This window comes from Pseudarthrobacter chlorophenolicus A6, from assembly GCF_000022025.1.
In the GTDB taxonomy this organism is placed as follows: Bacteria; Actinomycetota; Actinomycetes; order Actinomycetales; family Micrococcaceae; genus Arthrobacter; species Arthrobacter chlorophenolicus.
The window spans coordinates 660,351-682,424 of record NC_011886.1 but is presented as its reverse complement, the minus strand read 5'-3'; the positions used below and the strand labels follow the sequence as shown (position 1 = coordinate 682,424).

Here is a 22,074-nt window from a genome sequence, read left to right as displayed (position 1 = left end):
TACCTTACGGACCTGAACGCCCGCTGGCAGCGTGGTGGGGGCTACATCCCCGTGGATTTTCCGGCTGCCGGGCGGGCCCGGATGTGCATACGCTCGCCCTGGGAGCCGAACAGGCTCAGGAACTCCACGGCCTGGCCATCGGCCCGGCCGAACCAGTGCGGCACCCGGGTGTCGAATTCCACTGCTTCGCCCGCCCCCAGGACCAGGTCCCGGGCGCCCAGGACCATCCGCAGTTTGCCGTTCAGCACATAGAGCCACTCATAACCCTCATGGACCTGCGGGTTGGGTTCCTCCACCGGGCCTGCGGGAACGATGTGCTTGTACGCCTGGACACCGCCCGGCTTCCGCGTCAGGGGAATGATAGTCATGCCGTGGGCGGTCATGGGGCGCAGATGTACCCTCGGGTCCCCCGTGGCAGGAGCCCCGACCAATTCGTCGAGGGGCACCTGGTGGGCCTGCGCGAGGGGAAGCAGGAGTTCGAGGTTGGGCCGCCGCTGGCCCGATTCGAGCCTGGAGAGCGTGCTGACGGAAATGCCCGTGGCGGCTGCGAGCGCCGTAAGAGTGACATCCCTGCGCAGGCGTAACGCCTTCAGCCGCGGGCCGACGGCAGCAAGGACGTCGTCGAGGTTTTCTTCCATCCGTCAATTTTGCCATACCGGCAAAATACTTTGCCAGGAAGTGGGGGCGGGACGCACGATGAACGCATGACTGAACAGAACCCTTTTTACGATGTGCTGGTTGTTGGCGGCGGAGCCGCCGGCCTGAGTGCCGCCCTGATGCTCGGCCGGACGCGCCGCCGCGTGGCGGTGGTGGACAGCGGCGAGCCGCGCAACGCCCCGGCGCATGGCGTGCACGGCTTCCTGTCACGCGACGGAATCAGCCCGGCAGAACTCCTCGCCACCGGCCGCGACCAGGCGCGGCACTACGGCGCGGACATCATCAACGGCACGGTGGTGGCTGCCGGAGGCGGCGTGGATCAGGGCTTCGAGGTCACGCTCGACGACGGCCGGCTGCTTCGCGGGCGGCGGCTCCTGATCACCACGGGCCTGGTGGACGAACTGCCGGACATCCCCGGCCTGCGCGAGCGCTGGGGCCGGGACGTGCTGCATTGCCCGTTCTGCCATGGATGGGAGGTCCGGGACCGGGCCATCGGCGTTCTGGGCACCGGCCCGTGGTCTGTGCACCAGGCCCTGCTGTTCCGGCAATGGAGCAGCAACATCACCCTGTTCCTCAGCGACGTGGTGGAGCCCTCGGAGGACGAACTGGAGCAGTTGGCTGCCCGTGGCGTCAAGGTGGTTCCCGGTGCCGTCGAGACCCTGCGGGTCCACGGCGATGCGCTCAAGGCCGTAGTGCTGGCGGGCGGCCCGGAGGTGGCCGTGGACGCCGTCGTGGTGGGTACGCGGGTGCACGCCCGCCTCGACGCGTTCAGCGGCCTTAGCCTGGCTGCGGTTCCGCATCCCCTGGGCATCGGGGACTACCTGGAAACCGATGCCGAAGGCGCCACGTCAGTGCCCGGCGTCTGGGCCGCCGGCAACGTCACGGACATGCGGGCGCAGGTCCTGGCGTCCGCTGCCGCTGCATCGTGGACAGCAGTGATCATCAACAACTCCCTGATGGCCGAGGAAATGGAACACGACCTCACGGCCTACCGGGAGTCGCTGGCCGTTACCGGTGCCTGAAATCCGGTTCGCGCTTCTCCGTGAACGCCGCCATGCCTTCCTTCTGGTCCTCGGTGGCGAACAGGGAGTGGAAGAGCCGGCGCTCGAACAGGACACCCTGGGCCAGCCCGGTTTCGAAGGCGGCGTTCACGGCTTCCTTGGCGGCCATCGCCACAGGCTTTGATTTCCCGGCAATTACTTCGGCGGCTTTGATGGCTTCTGCCACCACGTCTTCTGCGGGTACCACGCGGGAAACCAGCCCGGACCGCTCGGCCTCCTCGGCGCCGATGAACCGCCCGGTGAGGATCAGGTCCATGGCTTTGGCCTTGCCCACGGCCCGGGTGAGCCGCTGCGAGCCGCCCATGCCGGGAAGGACGCCCAGGTTGATTTCGGGCTGGCCGAACCTGGCGTTGTCCCCGGCGATAAGGAGATCGCACATCATGGCCAGTTCGCAGCCGCCGCCCAGGGCAAAGCCGGATACGGCAGCAATGGTGGGGATACGGAGCCGGGTGAAGTCTTCCCAGCCGCGGAACCAGTCCGCGGCGTACATGTCCATGTAGCCCTGGGCGGCCATCTCCTTGATGTCGGCACCGGCCGCGAAGGCTTTTCCGGAGCCGGTGATCACCACGGCCCCGGTTCCGGGGTCTGAGTCCATGGCGCTGACGGCGTGCACCAGTTCCTCCATGGTGGCTTTGTTCAGTGCGTTCAGCGCCTGGGGCCGGTTAAGCGTCACCAGCCCCACCCTGCCGCGCTGTTCCACCAGGATGTTGGCGTACTCCGTCATTCAGGACTCCCGTCGTCGTGCGCTGTTGCGGTCTTGTGCGGCGTTGTGCCGGATCTTTCGCGGATGTCGTTGATGATCGCGGAGAAGTCCCGGCCGGCGCCGCCCTCCGCCGCAAACGTATCGTAAATTTCTGCGGCAAGCGGGCCCATCCGGCCGGCCACCCCGGTGCTGTGCAGGGCGTTCAGGGCAAGGTTGAGGTCCTTGGCCATCAGCGCGCCGGCGAATCCGGGCTGGTAGTCGCGGTTCGCGGGACTGGTGGGAACCGGGCCGGGCACCGGGCAGTTGGTGGTCAGGGCCCAGCATTGCCCGGACGCGGCGGAGGCGACGTCGAACAGCGCCTGGTGGCTGAGCCCCAGCTTCTCGCCGAGGACAAAGGCCTCACTGACGGCGATCATCGAGACGCCCAGGATCAGGTTGTTGCAGACCTTCGCCGCCTGGCCGGCCCCGTGGGCTCCGCAGTGGACGATGCGTTTGCCCATGGCGTCGAGGAGTGGCCTGACGGCGTCGAAGTCGTCCGCTTCACCGCCCACCATGAAGGTGAGAGATCCGGCTTCGGCGCCCACCACGCCGCCTGAGACGGGAGCGTCCACGGATCGGTGGCCGGCACCGAGCGCCAGTTGCGCCGCTTCCCTGGCTTCGTCGACGTTGATGGTGGAACAGTCCAGGAACATGGTTCCGGGTGCGGCCAGTGCCAACAGCCCCGGCTGGCCCCCTGAACCGCGGTAAGCGTCAAGGACATGCCGGCCGCTGGGGAACATGGTGAGCACCACGTCCGCGTCCGGCACGGCCTCGGCAACACTTTCAACCACCGGGACGCCGGCGGAGCGGGCCGCATCCAGGGCGGCCGGCACGACGTCATACCCGGCCACCCGGTGCCCGGCCCTGGCCAGGTTCACGGCCATCGGCCCGCCCATGTGGCCGAGTCCCAGGAACGCCACGGTGTAGGTGTCAGGCATAGTCCGCTTCCTCTTGTTGTGCCGCTTTCAGCCCATGCTCCGGACCGGTTCCGAGGTCCAGTTCGCGGCTGCCCAGCGGTCCAAAAAACGTTCAACCTGCTCCGGCGATACCTCTGCCAGGGTGGGCGGCTTCCAGTGCGGAGTGCGGTCCTTGTCCACCACCTGCGCCCGGATGCCTTCCCGGAAATCGGGTGCCGCCAGGAACCGCAGGCCCACCCGGTACTCCTGCGCCAGCGCCCGGTCCAGCGGCATTCCCGCCACGCGCCGCAGCGACGCCAGGGTGACTTTGACGGAGATGGGGGACTTCGCCTCGATGGTGTCCGCGGCGTGGGACGCTTCAGCGCTTCCGTCCCCGGCCCAGGCCCGCAGCCGCCCCACGATCGCTTCCGCGTCCGCAGAGTCGTAGCAGCTGTCGATCCACTGCCGTTGCCCGGCAAGTCCGGACGGCGGCGGGTCCGCGGCAAAGCGTCCGACGGCGTCTTCCGGGGTTTCGTTTTCCAGCGCCGCCGTGAGTTCGTCGAGCCTGCCGGACGGGACGTAGCGGTCCGCCAGGCCAAGGAACAGCGCGTCCGCGCCGTCGAGGTGGGCGCCGGTGAGGGCTGCATGGGTTCCCGCCTCCCCTGGTGCGCCGGCCAGCAGAAGCGTCCCGCCGACGTCGGGCGCAAATCCAATGGTTGTCTCCGGCATGCCGGTCCTGGTCCGCTCGGTGACTACGCGGACCGAGCCGTGCGCCGAGATTCCCACGCCGCCGCCCAGCACAAGGCCGTCCATCAGTGCCACGTAAGGTTTCGGGTACCGGGAGATCAGGTAGTTCAGCCGGTACTCGGCCTGCCAGAAATCCGCAGTGTCGTCTCCGCCCCGGAGGATGTCGCGGTAAATCGCCACGATGTCTCCCCCGGCGCACAACCCCCGCCCGCCAGCGCCCTGCACCAGGACGGTGCCGACGCTGCCGTCCTCAGCCCATTCGGTGAGCTGCCGCAGCAATGCGTCCACCATCCCGGCAGTGAGCGCGTTGACGGCTTTGGGCCGGTTGAGCGTTGCCACCGCCAGCCGGCCGCGCCGGGTGAAGAGCACTTCCGCTTCAGGTGTGGCGGCCGTTTCCGTCATCAGCTTCCTTCCGGCATCACGAAGCTGGCTCCGTGGCGTATTCCCGAGGGCCACCGCGTGGTGACCGTCTTGGTCTTGGTGTAGAAGCGGAAGGCGTCCGCGCCGTGCTGGTTCAGGTCCCCGAATCCGGAGGCCTTCCAGCCGCCGAACGTGTAGTACGCCAGTGGCACCGGAATGGGGACGTTGACGCCCACCATGCCCACGTCCACCCTGGTGGCGAAATCCCGGGCGGAATCGCCGTCGCGCGTGAAGATGGCCACGCCGTTGCCGAACGGGTTGTCGGTGCAGAGCCGGAGCGCGTCGTCGTAGGTGGCGGCCCGGACCACGCTCAGGACAGGGCCGAAGATTTCGTTGCGGTAGATGGCCATGTCCGGGGTCACGTGGTCGAAGAGTGTCGGCCCCACCCAGAAACCGCCTGTGTAGCCGTCTACAGTGAGGCCGCGTCCGTCGGCGAGGAGGGTGGCGCCGTCGTCCACGCCTGAACTGATCAGTCCCTCGATGCGGTCCCTCGCCGCGGCGGACACCACTGGCCCAAAGTCCGAGTCTTCGGCGAGGCTATGGCCTACCGTGAGCTTCCGGACGCGTTGTTCCAGCCGGGCCACCAGCCGGTTGGCCGTGTCCTCCCCCACCGGCACGGCCACGGAAATGGCCATGCAGCGCTCTCCTGCCGAGCCGTAGCCTGAACCGATGAGGGCATCTGCCGCCTGGTCCAGGTCAGCGTCCGGCATCACCACCATGTGGTTCTTGGCCCCGCCGAAGCACTGGGCCCGCTTTCCGTGGGCGGCGGCGGTGGCGTAAATGTACTGGGCGATGGGTGTGGAGCCCACAAAACCGACTGCTTGAACGCGGGGATCCTCGAGGAGGGCATCCACAGCTTCCTTATCCCCGTTCACCACGCTGAAGACACCATCGGGAACACCCGCTTCGCTGTACAGTTCCGCGAGCCGCAGCGGCACCGAGGGGTCCCGTTCCGAAGGTTTGAGCACGAAGGCGTTGCCGGCGGCGAGGGCGGGGCCGGACTTCCAGAGCGGGATCATGGCTGGAAAGTTGAAGGGGGTGATGCCGGCCACCACACCCAGCGGTTGCCGCAGCGAGTGGATGTCGATCCCCTGGCCGGCGTCGCTGGAGAACTCGCCCTTGAGCAGGTGCGGCGCGCCGGCGGCAAACTCCACCACCTCCAGCCCGCGTTGGATGTCACCGACGGAATCGGCCAGGGTCTTGCCGTGTTCGGATGACAGCAGTTTGGCCAGTTCGTCCATGTTCCGGTTCACCAGGTCCACGAACTTCAACAGGATCCGGCCTCGCCGCTGGGGGTTCAGTGCCGCCCATTCCGGCTGCGCCTCCACGGCGGCAGCCACCGCGGACTGCACTTCGTCCCGGTCCGCGAGCGGCAGGCGTGCCTGCGCTTCGCCGGTGCACGGGTTGAGAACATCACCGAACCGACCGGAAGTTCCGCTGGCGTGGCGGCCGCCGATGTAATGGGAAAGCTCGCGCACCATGGCTGGATGCCCCTTCGCATGTAATCCGGCTTTCGTGACCCAGGTCATTCTGGTTGCGAATATACTCGGACTTCCTACTAAATTCCATCGTGCCTCCCGCGCCCGCCGCGGCCCGCTCCGCTGTGCCCGGGGCCGCCGCGCGGGCTTCACCGGCTGCTTTACCTGCGGTGCGGCCGCCACGGTAAGTTAGGAGGCGTGAAGATAGCTACCTGGAATGTGAACTCGCTCCGTGCCCGCGCCGACCGTGTTGAAGCCTGGCTCCAGCGCAGCGACTGCGACGTCCTGGCCATCCAGGAAACGAAGTGCAAGGACGACAACTTTCCCTGGGAGCTCTTCGAACGCATGGGCTACGAGGTGGCCCACTTCGGCGTAAATCAGTGGAACGGCGTCGCCATCGCCTCCCGGGTGGGGCTGGAGGACGTGGAGCGCACGTTCCTGGACCAGCCGGCCTTCGGCAAGGCGGGCAAGGACCCGGTGCAGGAAGCCCGCGCCATGGCCGCCACCTGCGGCGGTGTCAGGATCTGGAGCCTGTACATCCCCAACGGCCGCTCCCTGGATGACGAACACATGCCCTACAAACTCAAGTGGCTCGAAAGCCTGAAGAGCCACGCCCAAAGCCTGGTGACGGAAAATCCCGAGGCCCAGGTGGCACTGATGGGTGACTGGAACATCGCCCCCTTCGACGACGACGTCTGGGACATCGATCTCTTCGTCAACAACGGGTACACCCACGTCAGCCCGCCGGAGCGCGCCGCCTTCCATGCTTTCGAAACTGCCGGTTTCACGGACGTCGTCCGGCCGTACACCCCCGGCCCCGGCGTCTACACCTACTGGGACTACACACAGCTGCGCTTCCCCAAGAAGGAAGGCATGCGGATCGACTTCGTCCTGGCTTCGAAGGCTCTGGCCTCCCGGGTCACCGGCGCCTCCATCGACCGGGAAGAACGCAAAGGCAAGGGCGCATCAGACCACGCCCCCGTCCTGGTTGAACTGGCGGACTGATGACAACGTCCTGGACCCAGCAAAGGAGACCGCAGTGACGGGCAACCTCTACCGGGGCCAGGCAGGCCTGCCGTTTTCCTCCACCCTCCGCGTTTACGAGCCCCTGGACGCCTTCCCGCAGGAACAGCGGAAAGCCATCCAGGCGGCCGGGGCGCGCTCTGCCTCACGTGCCGCCGTCGAGAACGCCGAACTCCTCGCCTCGCTGGGCCGCATCACCCGCCCCGGCGGTGATCCGTTTCCCACCGGCCGCACCGATCTGGTGCGGGTCACCCCTGCCCCGGCCGCCCAGCCCGGCGGGACCGCTGACGGCGACGGCGGCTCCGAGGCCAAGCCTGAACTCCTGTACTGCCCCAGCCAGCTGGTACTCCGTGCGGGTCTGGCCGCCAACGCACTGATGGAAGGGATCCACGGCCCGCTCGCGGAACTGCTTATCCCCGAAGAGCAGCGGGACAGGCACCAGGAACGCATCGACCTGGTCAAGGCGCGGGACGGTTCCACTCGGGTGCACACCCGGGCATCGACGTGGGGCATTCCGTTTAGCTGGTTTTCCCTGTTCATGGAGTCGGACCACAAGGACGTGGTGGAGGCCGGCGGCCGGATCGTCACCGTCCGGGTGTGGGCGTCAATCACCGATGCGCTGGAACGTGCCCGCTACGCCGTCGCCAATCTTGCACTGGCCGCCCCGGACCTCGACATGCTGGATGACCTTGCCCAGCTGACCGAATGGCTGGAGCAGTTCCATGTGGAGTCGATGATTGAACTGGACTACGGCTCGGTGGCGGACAAGGTCTACCCGGACGACTCCCCCACAGACATCAGGCTCGGCATCGAATGCCTGGCCGAGGGCGACATGACCGGTGCGGCTGCGGCCTACCGGCGGCTGGCCTCGCGCTGGATCCCCATCCGGCAGCTGGCCCGCGCCTCCTGAGTTCCGGCGTCCCTCCCCGTCTGCGCACTCCGGCCGGGGACGGTCAATGCTGGGGCGGCGCCGTGGTCCTCCGGACCATCAGTTCGTGCGGCGCGACGGCGGACTGCACCGCCCCTTCCTGTCCGTCCAGCTCATCGAGAAGCATCTTGGTGGCCAGCTCCGCCTGCTCGTCCGGCCGCTGCCCCACCGTGGTCAGGCCCATGGCTTCGGCGAAATCGTGGTTGTCGATACCCACCACGGACAGGTCCGCCGGTACGTTGACGCCGATGCGGGCGGCCTCGAAGATGACGCCCATGGCCATCTCGTCCGAGGCACAGAAGATTGCGGTGGGCTTGGCCTCGGACCCGGACCAGAGCCGCCGGAATGCTTCCTGCCCGCTGCGGACCGTAAAGTCTCCCCATTCGTCCCATTCAGGGCGGATCGTCAGGCCGGCAGCCGTCATCACGTCCCGGAAGGCCAGGATGCGGACCCTGGGAACATCGAAATTCAGGTCAGTTTCATCATCGCCATGGAGGAGGGCAATGTCCCGGTGGCCGAGGTCGATCAGGTGCCGGACAGCTGTGGAAGCGGCCGCGTAATCATCGATGCCGATGTAGGCGCACTCCTCGACATGCCCGCCCACCACAACCAGGGGGATGTCGATTTTTTGCAGGTGGTCAAGCTCCTCCGGGGTCAGCGCCATACAGAGGACCAGCAGGGCGTCGATCTGCTTGTAAACCATGGTCTTGCTGAAGAGCCGTTCCCGGTTGCTGCCGTGGCCGCCCAGGTTGAACAGCGAGAGGTTGTACTGCCGGGCATGGAGTTCCCGGTCGGCCCCTTCGATGGCCTTGGAGAAGAACCAGCGGCTGACGAACGGGGCCAACACACCGATGGTTTTGGTTCTCCCCGTGGCGAGGCCTGAGGCCGAGGACGACGCCACGTAGCCGAGGTTTCCTGCGACTTCCAGGATCTTCTCCCGGGTGGCCGGCGAAACCCTGGGAAGGCCCCGTACGGCCCGGGACACCGTGGCAGTTGATACACCGGCTGCGGCGGCAACGTCCTCGATACTGACACCGTTATGGCCGCCCCGCTGGGATCTCTCTGTTGTGCGTGCCACGGTGCCCCCTCAATAACTCCTTGCAGCGTAAGGCTGTCCGCCCTGCGTTACCCCCAAGACTTCGTATTTTCGCATTCTGCGTGGACGCGGTGTTAACCGCGCAGGACGTGCCCCGTTCTGTGACCGGCTACCTGCGGTCCGGAAGTTTCCGGCGGAGGCGGATCATGCCGTAGAGCGCCAGGAGGGTTGCCAGCAAACCCAAGGCCCAGCCCAGGGCGGGCTGCGCGGTCACTTCCATCCAGACGGTGACCACCAGCAGGACCAGGGCCCAGAAGCCGAGGAACCCGATGATGATGTCGAAGTCTTCTCCCGAACGGACGCGGCGGCGTGTGCTTCCCGCTCCCGGAGCCCGGGAGCGGGAAGCATCGCCTGTCACTTGACTGCACCTGCCGTCAGGCCGGCAACAATCTTGCGCTGGAAGACCAGCACCAGGATCACCAGCGGAATGGTCACGATGGTGCCCGCGGCCATGATGGCCGTGTACGGGATCTGGTTTGGCTGCGCACCCGCGAAGCTGGCGATCGCAACGGTAACCGGCTGGGTCCGTTCGTTCGACAGCTGGCTGGCAATCAGGAATTCATTCCACGAGGAGATGAACGCCAGGATGGCCGTGGTGAAGATGGCCGGAGCCGCCAGCGGCATGATCACCTTGCGGAACGCCTGTCCCTGTGTGCAGCCGTCCACGCGGGCAGACTCCTCCAACTCCCAGGGCATTTCGCGGAAGAAGGACGTCAGCGTGTAGACGGTCAGCGGCAGGACGAACGAGATGTTCGGGATGATCAGCGCCTGGTAGGTGCCCATCCAGCCAATGTTCGTGAAGAGCTGGAACAGTGGGGTGATCAGGGCAACACCCGGGAACATGGAGGCCCCCAGGATGAAGCCCAGTACCAGGTACTTGAACCGGAAGTTGAGCCGGGCCAGCGCGTAGGCGGCAAAAACGCCGATGACGAGCGACACCACCGTGACGGTGACGCCGATGATGATGCTGTTCAGCAGCGCCTGGCCAAACTTGTTGCCAAAGGAGGTGTCGAACGCGGTGAGGAAGTTATCCAGCGTCACATGGGTGGGCCACGGCGTGGTGTCGTAGGTGAAGCCCACTTCGCGGAACGCCGTCACCACCATCCAGTAGGCGGGCGCCAGGCACCAGATCAGGATGACGGCGGCGCTGATGTACGTCCTGGCGCTCGCCCACCTTTCCCGGTTCTGGGCGGTCTTGCGCGCAGCGTTCTGGTCCACCCGCACCCCGGCGGGAGCACTTGCGGTTGTCATTTCTTCCCCTTACCGGTTGCGCCGCTTTGTTCCACCACATTGGCGCCCAGGAACCGGACGAAAATGAACGCCACCAGGAAGATGATGATGAACGTAATGGTGGACAACGCCGCCGCTGAGTTGAACCCTTGTCTGATCTGGTTGATCACCAGGATGGACAGTGTGGTGGTGTTGTTGGCACCGCCGGTGAGGATGTAAGGCAGGTCGAACATCCTCAGCGCGTCAAGGGTGCGGAACAGGATGGCAACCATCAGCGCGGGCTTGACCAGCGGCAGCGTAATCAGGCGGAAGCGCTGCCAGGCACTGGCCCCGTCCACCTTTGATGCCTCGTAGACCTCGGCCGGAATCATCTGCAGGCCCGCCAGGATCAGCAGCGCCATGAAGGGCGTGGTTTTCCAGGTATCGGCGATGATGACAGCCCACTTGGCCGGCCATTCACTGCCCGTCCACAGGATGGAGACGTTAAACAGCTTGTTGATGATGCCGTTGAAGTCGAACATGAACAGCCACAGCTGGGCGGTGACGGCGGTGGGAATGGCCCACGGCACCAGGACGGCTGCGCGGACCAGGCTGCGGCCCTTGAAGGTCCGCGCCATGATCATGGCCATCCAGAAGCCCAGGACGGTTTCCAGGGCCACGGTAACCACCGTAAAGAAGAAGGTGGTGGCCGTGGCAGACCAGAACTGTCCACCGAGGGTGCCCGGCGGGCAAGCCACCGTTCCGCCACCCTGGGCGGCACACTGCTGCCCCAGCCAATTCACATAATTCTGGATGCCGGCAGAGCCGCCGTCCGTGAACAGACCGGTGACGGGATCGAGACCGGCGTCCTTCTGGAAGGACATCACGATCGCGCTGATGATCGGGTACACGATCACGATTGCCAGCGCGACGACAGTGGGAGCCAACAGCCAGGTGGCCCACCTGCCCTGGCTGGCAATCCTGTTGTCTTCGCCTACCCCTTTAGGCCCGTGATGGGCCGGGGCGGCGCCCGACGCCGGTTGCTTGACCGGCGTCGGGCCCAATTCGGTAGCCATGGCTTTTTACGATCCTGCGCCGGCGGTCTCGATGGACTTCTGCATGTCGGAGAGCGCATCCTTGGCAGGCTTTTCACCCTTCAGCGCCGCGTAGGCGTTGTCCTGGATGGCCTTGGTGACTGCAGGGTAGAAGGGGGTTACCGGCCGGGGAACAGCATTTTCGATGGAGGTCTTGAGGACCGGCAGGTAAGGCAGCTTTGCAACCAGTTCCTGGTCCTCGTACAGGTCACCGAGGACCGGGGCAAGCGAACCCTGGGTTGCGAAGAACTTCTGCTGCTCTTCTTCAACCAGGAACTTCACGAAGTCCAGGGACGTGGCCTTGTGGTCGGAGTAGACGCTGACGGCTGCGCTGTGGCCACCGAGGGAAGAAGCACCGGGGCCGTCCTTGCCCGGAAGTGCCGCCATGCCCAGAACGTCCTTGACCTTGGAGGAACCTTCAGTGGTTGCCAGGTTGTAGACGTAAGGCCAGTTGCGGAGGAACAGGAGCTTGCCGTCCTGGAACGCACGGCGGCTTTCCTCTTCCTGGTAGGTGATGGCTTCAGCCGGGATGTTGCCGTCCTTGAAAGCCTTCACCAGGTTGTCCAGGCCTGCTTCGGCCTCGGGGGTGTTCAGGCTCGGCTTGCCGTCCTTGTCGAGGACGGATCCGCCGGCGGAGTTGATTGCTTCCGAGGCGTTGACGGTGAGGCCCTCATACTGCTTGAACTGGCCGGCGTAGCAGCCCATGTTGTTCTGCTTGGCGATGGAGCACATGCCCATCATCTCGTCCCAGGTCTTGGGCGGTGTGGGCACCAGATCCTTGCGGTAGTACAGGATGCCGCCGTCGGAGGAAACGGGAGCCGCATAGAGGGTGCCCTTGTAGGAGCCGGCCTCGATGGTGGGCTCCAGCATGCCCTTGGTGTCGATGGCCATCTTGTCCTTGAGCGGCTGGAGCCAGCCCTTGGCGGCGAACTCGGCCGTCCAGACGACGTCCACGCTGGCTACGTCATAGTCCGCGTTCTTTGCCTGGAAGTTCTGGACCAGGTCATCGTGCTGCTGGTCGGCGTTGTCCGTCTGCTCCTTGAAAGTGACCTTTTCGTCGGGGTGCGCAGCGTTCCATTTTTCGATCAGCGGACGGACAACGTTGCTGTTGTCCTTGCCCTGCACGTAGGTGATGGGGCCACGGCTGTCGAGATTGGCTTCAGCGTCGCTGCCGCCGCCCGAGGTTCCGCCACCTCCTCCGCCGGCACAGGCGGACAGGGAAAGGGCCAGAACGCCGGCAGTGGCAACCGGCAAAAGGAATCTAGGGGTTTTCATTAGCTTGAAGCTCCTCGCTGAGAGACAAGTAAGTCGACAGTGCGGTTGTTGGTGAGGTTGATGTGGTGCCTGTCACACTAGTAAGGTTGCTGCCGTTGATGCAAGCGTTTACATCAAAAAGTTATCTAAGGGGAACCAAATGTCGAACCCGTGCGTTCCAGGCCTCCGGAGCAGCAGCCAGGAATGGTGGGCTGACGCTGTGGTTTACCAGGTGTATCCCCGCTCCTTCGCCGACGCCAATGGCGACGGGATGGGCGATCTCCGTGGTGTGACGGCCCACCTGCCCTACCTTGAGCGGTTGGGCGTGGACGCCGTCTGGCTCTCCCCGTTCTACAAGTCGCCCCAGGCGGACGGCGGTTACGACGTGGCCGACTACCGCCAGGTGGACCCGCTTTTCGGATCCTTGGATGATTTCGACAGCATGTTGCAGGATGCTCACGGGCGTGGTTTGAAGGTCATCGTTGACCTGGTGCCCAACCACACCTCGGACGAGCACCTGTGGTTCCGGATGGCGCTGGAGGCGCCGGCGGGGTCCGCCGAGCGGGACAGGTACATCTTCCGCCCGGGCAAGGACGCTGAGCCAGGGTCCCGGGACGGGAACAGGCCGCCCAACAACTGGAAGTCGATCTTCGGCGGTCCGGCCTGGACGCGGGTCACGGACCCGGACGGCCAGGCCGGCGAGTGGTACCTCCACCTCTTCGACACCAAGCAGCCGGACCTGAACTGGGACAACGCCGAGGTCCAGGAAGAGATGCGCTCCGTCCTGCGGTTCTGGCTGGACCGGGGTGTGGACGGCTTCCGGGTGGACGTTGCCCACGGGCTGGTCAAGGAGGCCGGCTTGCCCGACTGGGACGGCGTCGCGGCCATGGTGGAGGGCACTGCCCCGCTCCGGGACCCCCTGCTCCCGGGCGATGCCCCCGGAGCCCACACAGACGCCGAAGAACCGCACCGTGCAGTATCGCCGGCATATCCGCCGTCGCCCTTCTTCGACCAGGAGGGCGTCCACGCGATCTACCGCGACTGGCACAAGGTGCTGTCAGGGTACGGACCCGACCGCATGCTGGTGGCCGAAGCCTGGGTTGAACCGGCGGAACGGCTGGCACGCTATGTCCGCCAGGACGAGATGCAGCAGGCATTCAACTTCGACTTCCTGCTGGCCGGGTGGGACGCGGAGCGGATGGCGGCAGCCATCGATACCTCCCTGGACGCTGCCGCCACCGTCGGTGCACCGTGCACCTGGGTGCTCAGCAACCACGACACCGTCCGGCACACCACCCGCTTTGGCCTCCCCGATCCCACGTCCTTTCCCAAGGGCATCGGCCCGGACGACGAACAGCCGGACACCTCCTTGGGACTGGCGCGGGCACGGGCCGCCACGCTGGTGTCACTGGCCCTTCCCGGCTCGGCCTACCTGTACCAGGGCGAAGAACTCGGCCTGGCCGAGCACACCACGCTTCCCGCCGGGGCACGCCAGGATCCCACGTTCTTCCGCACCCGGGGCGCGGAAATAGGCAGGGACGGCTGCCGCGTGCCGCTGCCATGGACCGCCGGGGCCCCGGGCTTCGGTTTCTCGGACCCTGCCAACAACGCCGCTGAACCCTGGCTTCCGCAGCCGGACAGCTTCGGTCCGCACGCCGCGGACCTGCAGGACGGCGCGGAAGGTTCCACGCTGGAGCTCTACCGTGCGGCCCTGGCCTTCCGTGCAGCGGAGAAACTCGGTGCCGGCAGCATTGAATGGGCAGATTCCCACGCACCGGCGAGCGGCGTGCTGGCCTTCACCAACAGGGACGTGCTGGTTCTTGCCAACATGGGATTCGCCAGCGCCCCGGTGCCCGACGGTTACACCGTGGCGCTGTCCAGCGGGCCGGAACCCCGCGCCGAGTGGGAGGCCATGCAGGAGATTCCCGTGGACTGCACCGTGTACCTGCAGAAGGCAACGGCCCTCCAATCGGGTAACGTCCAGTCCTGAGCCCTGCGGCCTGGATCCTCCGGCCGGAAGGGCACAGGCGTCAGCGGACGCGCTCGGCCCTGCCGAAGCGGGTCCGCGCCCCGGCACCGATGTGGATGAGGACAGGCGTCTTCCTGCCCACCACAGCGTCAAGGGCATCAACCAGCCCGGAAACTTCGGCGGCGAGAAGGTGCGGCGCCACACCCTGGCGGGGCAGCAGCCGGATTTTCAGCGTCGGGGTGCCCTTGACGTCGTAGGTGGTCACGCTGGACGAGGCAAGATCGGGGCGGCCGGCCAGCGCCTGCTTGAGGGCCTGTTCGGCCACTCCCGCGCCGATCCGGATATCGCCGGGGACTTCCCCGGGATCATATTCGGACGCCAGGAGGTTGGACCTGCCCTTACCCTGCTGGGCCACCCAGGCAACCATCAATCCGATCAGGACCAGCAGGACCAATGCCACCACCATCCAGAGCCAGCTTTCCGGCCGCCCGGGGAAGCGGGTGGCGTTGAAGGCATCGTTGGCGCTGCTCCAGGCTGCCGCGGACCAGGAGTGCCACCACGCCGCAATGGCGGGAACGGTGGCCAACAGGACCAACAGAAGGCCCACGGCCAGCAGTTTCAATCCGAGCAGGGTCAGGAGGATCCGGTTCAGGGCGGTTGGTGTGCTGTTCATGCCCCCACCACCCCGGACGGTGCCACGTTGATACGGACTTCCGGCGCGGGATCGAGCGCCATTTGGTCCACTTCCTCCCGTACGGCGGCCAGCACCGCGTCACCGTCCACGGGCACGCCCGAGGTGGGCCGGACGTTGACCATAACCTGGCGCTGCGAAACCACCACCATCACCTGCTCCGGCGTGACATTTGCTGCCAGCCGTGCCTGGCGGGCCAGCGACGAAGCGATCACTTCGTCGTCAATGACGACGGCGGGACGCCCGGATTCGAGCCAGCTGCCGGCGAGCGTGTGCCGGGCACGGCGTCCCGGCGCCACGCCGTTGAGGAAAAAGACCAATCCCACCATGGCAAGGACGGCGCCGATGGCGCCCAGGAGCAGGGGTGAAATCCCTGCGGGAAGCGCCGTCAGCCGCTCTGCCGCGACCTGCGGTTCGATCAGCCAGGGCGGCTGGCCAATGGCGTGCACCGCAGCCTCCAGCAATCCGTACCCGGCCAGCGCCATGACCACCACTGCGGCAACGATGGCTGCTGCAGCACGCGTGGAACGTGTTTCCCGGCGCACGATCCTGGCCATGTCCGGGCTCCGGCCATTGTGGCGTCCGCCCCTGCCTCCGCGGGCATCGCTGCCCCGTGTTTCCACGCTGCTGCTCACTGCACCCGACCTCCTTCGCTGATCCTCGCCCCACTGATCCTGATGTCCACCCGGCTCAGGCTTGCTCCGCTGAGCTCGGTCACCGTGGCCAGGATGCGGGACTTGGCCTGCACCGTACGCTGCCAGATGGAGCCGCCCACCAAGTCAATCCGGCCCGGCTCCATCGCCGCCCGCAAGGGAGGGACCCTGATAGGCGTGACAAGCGACAAAGCCAGGAGTCCGTCGTCGTCCGCCCAGTCGGCACGGACGTCCTGGGCGTCAACGCCGAACTCGTGGGCCGCTGCGGCCTTGGCGAGGCTGGTCAGCGCCTGCGTGCTGATCCGGTTATGGCCGTTGAGCGCCTGCCCCGGCACTGCCGGCGCCGGCGCGCTCATGACGATGAGCGCCGGCCCGTGATGGCGTCAAGGACGCCGCGCAGGTCCAGCTTTCCTTCGGCTGCGCGGCCCAGGAGCGCTCCGATGGCCATGAAGAGCAAGGAGACGAGGAAGCCCCATAGGCCGAACTGCAGGGACATGAAAGCAACAAAGGCACCCATCGCGGTGCCTGCCACAGTGAGGTTCACAGCAATGCCTCCCTTTCCGGAGAGCCGGCGACGGCGGGCTTGACGGGCGGCGGCACGTAGACGTCGGTGACCTCTACGTTCACTTCAATCACCTGCAGCCCCACGAGCTCCTCCACGGCCCGGTAGACCGCGGCCCGGACCTGGTTGGCCAGCGAGTGCAGGGGCGTGCCGTAACTGGCAACCAGGCTGATATCGACAGCCACCTGCGTTTCGCCGACTTCCGCCCGGACTCCCGTGGCATGGTCGGTGCTGCCCACGGCATCCCGGATGGCACCCAGCGCCCGGGATGGGCCCGAGCCGAGGGAGTAGACGCCGGGGACCGCCCTCGCGGCGATACCGGCAACCTTGGCCACGGCTGTTTCGGAAATGACGGTGCGGCCCGGGCCGGGCACTCCAGCGGGAACCGGCACGGCCCCGCGGTGGACACCCGGCGTGGGTTGTGGGTTCTGGTATTCCATCAGGCACTCCCCCTTCGTTTGATTCCAACCCTATCCCCAGCCTGCGGTGATGTGCTGGAATCCCTCCGCGACAGGGCAGTGGAATTGCCCCGGATGTCGATGCAGGGCAGGACAACGAAGGGAAAGGGCAGTTAAAGGCCCAGGCGGGGAGGCCCCCAAGGACATCCCCGCCTGAGCGGTGCCGCCCTTTCAGGCAGCGGAAGCGGCAGGTGCCGCGGTCTGGTTACTTGTAGAGGCCTTCGCCGCCAATGCGCTTGTTGGTGGGCAGGTAGCCGAACGGGCCAAGGCCGTTTTGGCCGAAGCTGCGGTCCACCTGGGTCACGCCGTTCTTGAAGTTGATCTTGACGGTCGGGGACAGGGAGCCGCCGCGGACGCCGTTGACGTTGTCGATGAACGACTGCACCAGGCCGTTGGGCTGGACGTAGTGCGAGTAGGCCTGGAACTGCCTGCCGTTCTGCTGGCCCGAGATGGTTCCGCTCGGGTTGTTGGCCGGCAGGTTCAGGTCGGTGGGCGAGCCGAGGGCCAGGCCGCTGTTGTTAACCGGCTGGTAGTCGGAGCGGATGCCGTCGCCCACGAAGCCGTAGACGCCGTCGGGGCCGCGCATGCCGTCCGCATAGGTGAACTGGTGGCTGATCGTGTAGAGGTAGTACTTGTTCTTGCCGTTTTCATTCTGAATGAAGATCTGCGGGCGCTCAGTCTGGTCGTTGACGCAGTTGGCGGACAGGATCGGCGGCAGGAAGGACCACTTGGTGAGGTCCTTGTTGTCGGCAACGGCCAGCCCAACGTTTGCGGTCTGGTAGTGCGCGCCGGTGTTCTGGACATCGGTCAGCTTCTCAGCGTGCGGATCGCCGGGCTGGTAGCCCAGGTCCTCGCCCTTGCACTGGTAGTCGCCGCGGTTTCCGGCGGTGTTGCCTTCAAAGACCATGTAGGTCTTGCCCGGGTGGGCCGGGTCGGCGAAGGTGTACGGGTCGCGGAAAGCGAAACCGGGGTTCTGCGCCTTCGTCTGGTACATCTTTCCGTCCGGCTCCAGCAGCTTGGTGTGCTGGAAGCCGTCGAACGTCACGCCGTTCTTGTCGGCATGGATCTTGCCCAGTGCTTTGGCGATGGCGGCGTCGGGAGCGATTCCGCCGCCGCCGGCGTTGCGCTCTGCCACATCGTGGAACGTGGTGGCCGTGTAGAAGACGTTGACCTGGTTGCCCTGCATGAGGCGGGTGGAGCCGGACCATTCGGTGTTGCCGATGGATGTGTTGTCCAGGAACAGGTGCCCGCCGTAGTTCCACTTGTCCTTGGCCGGATCGGCGTTGGTCTTGCGGAAGAAGTATCCGATGCGGGCGTTCCAGTGGCGCTGGTCGAATCCGTAGCCGGCGTGGCGGTCGGCCACCAGGGAGAAGATGACGTCGTAGCCCTTGTAGCTGATCTGGTTGGCGTTTTCATCCGTGAGGGACCAGGTGTCCCAGACCCAGACGTCGTCATTCATGGCCGGAAAGTCCTCAGGAATCTCCGGCATGGTGACGTCGGGGCTCATGGAGTTCTGGCCCGGCGCAACGGACGGGTTGCTCTGCGCCATGATCTGCTTGGCGTCCGCACGGGTCCACTTTGAGGTGAAGTCCGACGCCGGGTCAACAGCCTGCTGGGTGTGCTTGCTGGGGAGGGGGAAGCCGGGCGTTGGCGACGGGAGCTGCTGGGCTGCCGGCGGGTCAGCGGGTTCGTTGGCCTGCGCCGAGGGGACGGCCAGGAAGGCCGAGGCGGCCACGGACGCCGCCAGGGCTGCGGCGGCGGACCGCCACCGCAGCTTCCGGGGTGATTGGGGGTGCTTGTGCATTTTTGCTCTTCTCGCGGAGTTCAAACTGTTCGTGGAAGACGGGCGGATGCCCTGGTTCCCCGCACTCCGGCGGATCCCCCGGCGGCACGGCAGGCGTCGTCAGGGACGCCTTTGTAACGGGGGCGGGACCTGGGTGGAGTCCCGAAGCGGGCCCTGGCGACATCGGGGCGATGTCCGGGCCGGGGTCCACGCTAGGCAGGGCCAGGAGCACATTTCAAACGTGTGTCATCAGTCCGGAAACCTAGTTCGACTCATAAATGCAAGCGCTTACGCAGCCCAAGGCGCGCGCGTGCCACAACGATTTTTCACAGTCAAATGTTTCAGATGTCTGACAAATCTATTTCGCCGCTGCCTGTCGCCTCGGACGCGGCAGGCCCAATGTGCCGGGGGCAGCACGAGGATCAATAGAGTGGTTCGGCGGCAAAGACAGGTAGCCGGCACTCATGCCGCATTAACCCAGCGAATATATTTTGGGAGCAGTCGGCCAGCCAGAGGCTGGGATGGCAGACAACAAACGCCCGTTCCGGTTTCGATCGGGCCATTCCGGGTAGGGGGTGGGCCGGCAAGCCGCTGTTCTGAATCGAGTTAATCGCATGGAACGATCAATGCAGCGCGCCCCGAAAGGCCAGCCCCTGCAAAAAGCCCCTCCACCGGCCAAAGGCCGCTGGAGCATACCCACGTTTTCCGGGCGCCGGCTCCGGGATACATTCAAAACCGGCCGGACCGCTGCCACTGCGGCGGGAACAGCTTTGCTGGTCCTTTCGACTTTTGTCAGCACTGTAGCCCTCGCACCGGCCGCCCATGCGGCAGATCCCGTAGTGGTCACCCTGACCTTCGATGACGCACACGCGGACCAGCTTGGTGCCGCGGCGTATATGAATGCCAAGGGCCTGAAGGGCACGTTCTATGTTCCCTCTGGCTTCCTCAATGCTGATGCCGCCTACATGTCAACGGCCCAGGCCCTTGCCCTGCAGTCAGCCGGAAACGAGATCGGCGGCCACAGCGTCACCCATGCCGACCTTGCGTTCGCCGATACAGCTGAGGTCACCCGGCAGATCTGCAACGACCGCATCAGCCTGAGGGACCTGGGCTTCCGCATCACCAGCTTCGCGTATCCGTACGCCTCCTCGACTCCGGCCATCGAAGGCATTGCCAACACATGCGGCTACAACAGCGCCCGGGGCCTGGGTGACATTGCAAGCCACATCGCGGGAACCGAAACGTTCCCGCTGGCCGAGACCATGCCCCCGGCAGACCCGTTCCTCACGAAGGCGCCGGACCAGATAGACAACACGTGGACCCTCCAGAACCTGGAAGACCTGACCCTCAAGGCCCAGCCGGGCGGCGGCTGGATGCAGTACACGTTCCACCACATCGGTGTGGACACTGAGCCGCTGAACGTCACCACGGCGAACTTCAACGCCTTGATTGACTTCCTGGCCGCCGAACAAAGCGCCGGCCGGATCGTCGTCAAGACCGTGGACCAGGTGATTGGCGGAGCTGTCAAGAACAACACCGCCGGACCACAGCCACCGGCCCCCCTGACCTCCGGCAACCTCATCCGGAACCCGGGCTTCGAGACAGCGGGCCCCATTGCCGGGGATGCACCATACTGCTGGGTTCCGGGTGGATTTGGAACCAACACCTACACCTACAGCACGGTGACGGCAGCCCACACGGGCACTGCCGCCCAGCAGGTGGTGGTGTCCTCCTACCAGAGCGGGAATGCCAAGATACTGCCCCCGCAGGACACGGGTCAGTGCACCCCGACCGTGACACCCGGGCAGCGATACTCAATGTCTGCCTGGTATACGTCAACGGCCAACACGCAGTTCGAGATCTACTACAGGACCGGCACGGGTAGCTGGCACTACTGGACCTCAAGCCCCTACTTCGGGCCAGCGGCCACGTTCACCCAAGCCACGTGGACTTCGCCGCCGGTCCCGGCGGGCGCCACCGCCATGACCCTGTCCCTGACAATGTTCAGCGCCGGAACACTCGTGACAGACGACTACAGCCTGACCAAGGCAGCCGTTGACCCGGGGGCATTCCAGTCCATGGCGCCGGTGCGCCTGCTCGACACCCGGTCCAGCGGCGGCCCCGTCGGTCCGAAGGGAACCGTGTCGTTCCAGGTTGGTGGCAACAGCGGCATCCCCGCGAACGTTGCAGCCGTGACCTTCAACCTGACCGTTACGAATCCAACGTCCAACGGCTTCGTCACGGCCTACGCGTCCGGCACCACACGGCCCAATGCGTCCAACCTGAACTATGACACCGGGCAAACAGTCCCCAACAGCGTCACGGTTCCGGTGGGCGCCGACGGCAAGGTCACGCTTTACAGTGAGTCGACTGGCACCGCCAACCTGATTGCGGACGTTTCCGGCTACTACGCGGCAGGAACAGCTGTTGCAGGTGGAGCCTTCCGACCAGTAGCACCGGCGAGGTTCCTGGACACCCGGACCACGGGAACCCCCGTGGCACCGAAGGGCAGCGTGTCCTTCCAGGTGGGCGGCAACAGCGGCATCCCGGCAGGCGTTTCGGCAGTGACCTTCAACCTCACTGTTGCCAACTCCACCTCTAACGGATTTGTCACCGCTTACGCCTCAGGGACGTCCATTCCCACGGCTTCCAACCTCAACTACGACAGGGGCCAGATTGTCCCCAACAGGGTCACGGTTCCGGTGGGAGCGGACGGAAAGGTGTCGCTGTACAACGAGTCCACCGGTACCGCGCACCTGATCGCCGACGTTTCCGGTTATTACATGTCAGGTCCGGTAACCCTTCCCGGCATGTTCCAGCCGATTGCGCCCACCCGTTTCCTGGACACCAGGTCCGGCAGTCCGGTGGCCGCCAACGGCACCATCCCGGTCCAGATCGGCTCGGTCAGCGGGGTTCCGGCAACGGCCTCGGCGACCATCTTCAACCTGACCGTGGCCAATCCGACCAGGAACGGCTTCGTCACGGCCTACCCGTCCGGATCGTCACTGCCGAATGCCTCCAACGTGAACTACGCCGCCGGGCAGATTGTCCCGAACAGCGTCACTGTTCCCCTGGGACCGGATGGCAAGGTCAGCCTCACGAACAGCTCAACAGGCACCACGCATCTGATCGCAGACGTCTCGGGATATTTCCTCTGACAGACGCAGCAAGCCAGCCACGCTGAGCATATGATCTGCTCCCCGGCAGCCGTATCCATCACCAGGTTCGGCAGCCGGGGAGCACTCATGTGTGGACGCATTACCCGCTCAGGTGGCCACAGGCCTGGCGCTTGTTCGCCAATCCGGCCCTAGACGGCTCTGATGTGCGAACAAGGCCGGGACCCACCCAAGCAA

At 65.7% G+C, this 22,074-nt stretch carries 20 protein-coding genes and 1 pseudogene; 5 read left to right on the top strand and 16 right to left on the bottom strand.

The window, feature by feature from the left end; genetic code table 11:
• Window positions 1–41: 41 nt before the first annotated feature.
• Window positions 42–638 carry a helix-turn-helix domain-containing protein gene (locus ACHL_RS03175; protein ID WP_015935859.1) on the bottom strand — a complete coding sequence of 199 codons (597 nt, stop codon included), beginning with the start codon at window positions 636–638 and terminating at the stop codon, window positions 42–44.
• 66 nt (window positions 639–704) lie between these two features.
• On the opposite strand from ACHL_RS03175, the gene ACHL_RS03170 reads away from it, so the two are divergent.
• The gene (locus ACHL_RS03170; RefSeq protein WP_015935858.1) at window positions 705–1,679 is read left to right on the top strand and encodes an NAD(P)/FAD-dependent oxidoreductase; all 975 of its coding nucleotides are present in this window, start codon (window positions 705–707) and stop codon (window positions 1,677–1,679) included.
• Here the strand turns inward: ACHL_RS03170 and ACHL_RS03165 are convergent.
• The 4 genes and pseudogenes from ACHL_RS03165 to ACHL_RS03150 form a co-directional block, all read right to left on the bottom strand.
• Complete coding sequence (locus ACHL_RS03165; protein WP_015935857.1) at window positions 1,666–2,442, bottom strand: enoyl-CoA hydratase; 777 nt, start codon at window positions 2,440–2,442, stop codon at window positions 1,666–1,668. The genes ACHL_RS03170 and ACHL_RS03165 overlap by 14 nt on opposite strands.
• Window positions 2,439–3,398, bottom strand: coding sequence for a 3-hydroxyisobutyrate dehydrogenase (gene mmsB / locus ACHL_RS03160; RefSeq protein ID WP_015935856.1), 960 nt, complete (start codon window positions 3,396–3,398; stop codon window positions 2,439–2,441). Before mmsB ends, ACHL_RS03165 begins: the two co-directional genes overlap by 4 nt.
• Window positions 3,391–4,505 (bottom strand): annotated as a pseudogene (locus ACHL_RS03155) (enoyl-CoA hydratase/isomerase family protein). Before ACHL_RS03155 ends, mmsB begins: the two are co-directional and overlap by 8 nt.
• Window positions 4,505–6,004 carry a CoA-acylating methylmalonate-semialdehyde dehydrogenase gene (locus ACHL_RS03150; RefSeq protein ID WP_015935854.1) on the bottom strand — a complete coding sequence of 500 codons (1,500 nt, stop codon included), beginning with the start codon at window positions 6,002–6,004 and terminating at the stop codon, window positions 4,505–4,507. The pseudogene ACHL_RS03155 and the gene ACHL_RS03150 overlap by 1 nt, the downstream one beginning before the upstream one ends.
• A 195-nt stretch (window positions 6,005–6,199) precedes the next feature.
• On the opposite strand from ACHL_RS03150, the gene ACHL_RS03145 reads away from it, so the two are divergent.
• Both ACHL_RS03145 and ACHL_RS03140 read left to right on the top strand, forming a co-directional pair.
• Window positions 6,200–7,006, top strand: coding sequence for an exodeoxyribonuclease III (locus tag ACHL_RS03145; RefSeq protein WP_015935853.1), 807 nt, complete (start codon window positions 6,200–6,202; stop codon window positions 7,004–7,006).
• A gap of 34 nt (window positions 7,007–7,040) precedes the next feature.
• Entirely contained in the window at window positions 7,041–7,934 is an 894-nt protein-coding gene (locus ACHL_RS03140) for a hypothetical protein (protein WP_015935852.1), read from the top strand.
• 43 nt (window positions 7,935–7,977) lie between these two features.
• Here ACHL_RS03140 and ACHL_RS03135 read toward each other — a convergent pair whose 3' ends face one another.
• The 5 genes from ACHL_RS03135 to ACHL_RS03115 form a co-directional block, all read right to left on the bottom strand.
• Window positions 7,978–9,030, bottom strand: a complete 1,053-nt coding sequence (locus tag ACHL_RS03135; RefSeq protein ID WP_015935851.1) for a LacI family DNA-binding transcriptional regulator — start codon at window positions 9,028–9,030, stop codon at window positions 7,978–7,980.
• Between the two features lie 127 nt (window positions 9,031–9,157).
• Window positions 9,158–9,406, bottom strand: a complete 249-nt coding sequence (locus ACHL_RS03130; RefSeq protein ID WP_015935850.1) for a hypothetical protein — start codon at window positions 9,404–9,406, stop codon at window positions 9,158–9,160.
• Entirely contained in the window at window positions 9,403–10,299 is an 897-nt protein-coding gene (locus tag ACHL_RS03125) for a carbohydrate ABC transporter permease (RefSeq protein ID WP_015935849.1), read from the bottom strand. The genes ACHL_RS03130 and ACHL_RS03125 overlap by 4 nt, the downstream gene beginning before the upstream one ends.
• A complete protein-coding gene (locus ACHL_RS03120; RefSeq protein WP_015935848.1) occupies window positions 10,296–11,333 on the bottom strand; it encodes a carbohydrate ABC transporter permease in 1,038 nt (345 codons plus the stop codon). Before ACHL_RS03120 ends, ACHL_RS03125 begins: the two co-directional genes overlap by 4 nt.
• A gap of 6 nt (window positions 11,334–11,339) precedes the next feature.
• Window positions 11,340–12,626 carry an ABC transporter substrate-binding protein gene (locus ACHL_RS03115; protein WP_015935847.1) on the bottom strand — a complete coding sequence of 429 codons (1,287 nt, stop codon included), beginning with the start codon at window positions 12,624–12,626 and terminating at the stop codon, window positions 11,340–11,342.
• A 139-nt stretch (window positions 12,627–12,765) separates the two neighbouring features.
• Here ACHL_RS03115 and ACHL_RS03110 point away from each other — a divergent pair, with 139 nt between their 5' ends.
• Window positions 12,766–14,595: a glycoside hydrolase family 13 protein gene (locus tag ACHL_RS03110; protein WP_015935846.1), complete on the top strand. Its 1,830-nt coding sequence runs from the start codon at window positions 12,766–12,768 to the stop codon at window positions 14,593–14,595.
• A gap of 40 nt (window positions 14,596–14,635) precedes the next feature.
• Here the strand turns inward: ACHL_RS03110 and ACHL_RS03105 are convergent, their stop codons facing one another.
• The 6 genes from ACHL_RS03105 to ACHL_RS03080 all read right to left on the bottom strand — a co-directional run bounded on the left by ACHL_RS03105 (window position 14,636) and on the right by ACHL_RS03080 (window position 18,742).
• Window positions 14,636–15,247, bottom strand: coding sequence for a hypothetical protein (locus tag ACHL_RS03105; protein WP_015935845.1), 612 nt, complete (start codon window positions 15,245–15,247; stop codon window positions 14,636–14,638).
• Entirely contained in the window at window positions 15,244–15,900 is a 657-nt protein-coding gene (locus ACHL_RS03100) for a DUF6286 domain-containing protein (RefSeq protein ID WP_015935844.1), read from the bottom strand. The genes ACHL_RS03105 and ACHL_RS03100 overlap by 4 nt, the downstream gene beginning before the upstream one ends.
• On the bottom strand, window positions 15,897–16,274 hold the full coding sequence (locus ACHL_RS03095) for a hypothetical protein (protein WP_015935843.1): 378 nt from the start codon (window positions 16,272–16,274) through the stop codon (window positions 15,897–15,899). Before ACHL_RS03095 ends, ACHL_RS03100 begins: the two co-directional genes overlap by 4 nt.
• Window positions 16,271–16,462, bottom strand: coding sequence for a membrane protein (locus tag ACHL_RS03090; RefSeq protein WP_015935842.1), 192 nt, complete (start codon window positions 16,460–16,462; stop codon window positions 16,271–16,273). The genes ACHL_RS03095 and ACHL_RS03090 overlap by 4 nt, the downstream gene beginning before the upstream one ends.
• Entirely contained in the window at window positions 16,459–16,920 is a 462-nt protein-coding gene (locus ACHL_RS03085; protein ID WP_015935841.1) for an Asp23/Gls24 family envelope stress response protein, read from the bottom strand. The genes ACHL_RS03090 and ACHL_RS03085 overlap by 4 nt, the downstream gene beginning before the upstream one ends.
• 223 nt (window positions 16,921–17,143) lie before the next feature.
• Window positions 17,144–18,742, bottom strand: a complete 1,599-nt coding sequence (locus ACHL_RS03080) for a glycoside hydrolase family 68 protein (RefSeq protein ID WP_015935840.1) — start codon at window positions 18,740–18,742, stop codon at window positions 17,144–17,146.
• A gap of 749 nt (window positions 18,743–19,491) precedes the next feature.
• On the opposite strand from ACHL_RS03080, the gene ACHL_RS23320 reads away from it, so the two are divergent.
• Window positions 19,492–21,879: a polysaccharide deacetylase family protein gene (locus ACHL_RS23320; protein ID WP_157672492.1), complete on the top strand. Its 2,388-nt coding sequence runs from the start codon at window positions 19,492–19,494 to the stop codon at window positions 21,877–21,879.
• Window positions 21,880–22,074 lie beyond the last annotated feature (195 nt).

What these genes read in the sequence shown, in the direction of transcription:
- ACHL_RS03170 (WP_015935858.1), top strand. Translation starts at nt 705, where the DNA reads ATGACTGAACAGAACCCTTTTTACGATGTGCTGGTTGTTGGCGGCGGA.
- ACHL_RS03105 (WP_015935845.1), bottom strand. Translation starts at nt 15,247, where the DNA reads ATGAACAGCACACCAACCGCCCTGAACCGGATCCTCCTGACCCTGCTC.
- ACHL_RS03120 (WP_015935848.1), bottom strand. Translation starts at nt 11,333, where the DNA reads ATGGCTACCGAATTGGGCCCGACGCCGGTCAAGCAACCGGCGTCGGGC.
- ACHL_RS03125 (WP_015935849.1), bottom strand. Translation starts at nt 10,299, where the DNA reads ATGACAACCGCAAGTGCTCCCGCCGGGGTGCGGGTGGACCAGAACGCT.
- ACHL_RS03110 (WP_015935846.1), top strand. Translation starts at nt 12,766, where the DNA reads ATGTCGAACCCGTGCGTTCCAGGCCTCCGGAGCAGCAGCCAGGAATGG.
- mmsB (WP_015935856.1), bottom strand. Translation starts at nt 3,398, where the DNA reads ATGCCTGACACCTACACCGTGGCGTTCCTGGGACTCGGCCACATGGGC.
- ACHL_RS03165 (WP_015935857.1), bottom strand. Translation starts at nt 2,442, where the DNA reads ATGACGGAGTACGCCAACATCCTGGTGGAACAGCGCGGCAGGGTGGGG.
- ACHL_RS03175 (WP_015935859.1), bottom strand. Translation starts at nt 638, where the DNA reads ATGGAAGAAAACCTCGACGACGTCCTTGCTGCCGTCGGCCCGCGGCTG.
- ACHL_RS03080 (WP_015935840.1), bottom strand. Translation starts at nt 18,742, where the DNA reads ATGCACAAGCACCCCCAATCACCCCGGAAGCTGCGGTGGCGGTCCGCC.
- ACHL_RS03095 (WP_015935843.1), bottom strand. Translation starts at nt 16,274, where the DNA reads ATGAGCGCGCCGGCGCCGGCAGTGCCGGGGCAGGCGCTCAACGGCCAT.
- ACHL_RS03085 (WP_015935841.1), bottom strand. Translation starts at nt 16,920, where the DNA reads ATGGAATACCAGAACCCACAACCCACGCCGGGTGTCCACCGCGGGGCC.
- ACHL_RS03150 (WP_015935854.1), bottom strand. Translation starts at nt 6,004, where the DNA reads ATGGTGCGCGAGCTTTCCCATTACATCGGCGGCCGCCACGCCAGCGGA.
- ACHL_RS03115 (WP_015935847.1), bottom strand. Translation starts at nt 12,626, where the DNA reads ATGAAAACCCCTAGATTCCTTTTGCCGGTTGCCACTGCCGGCGTTCTG.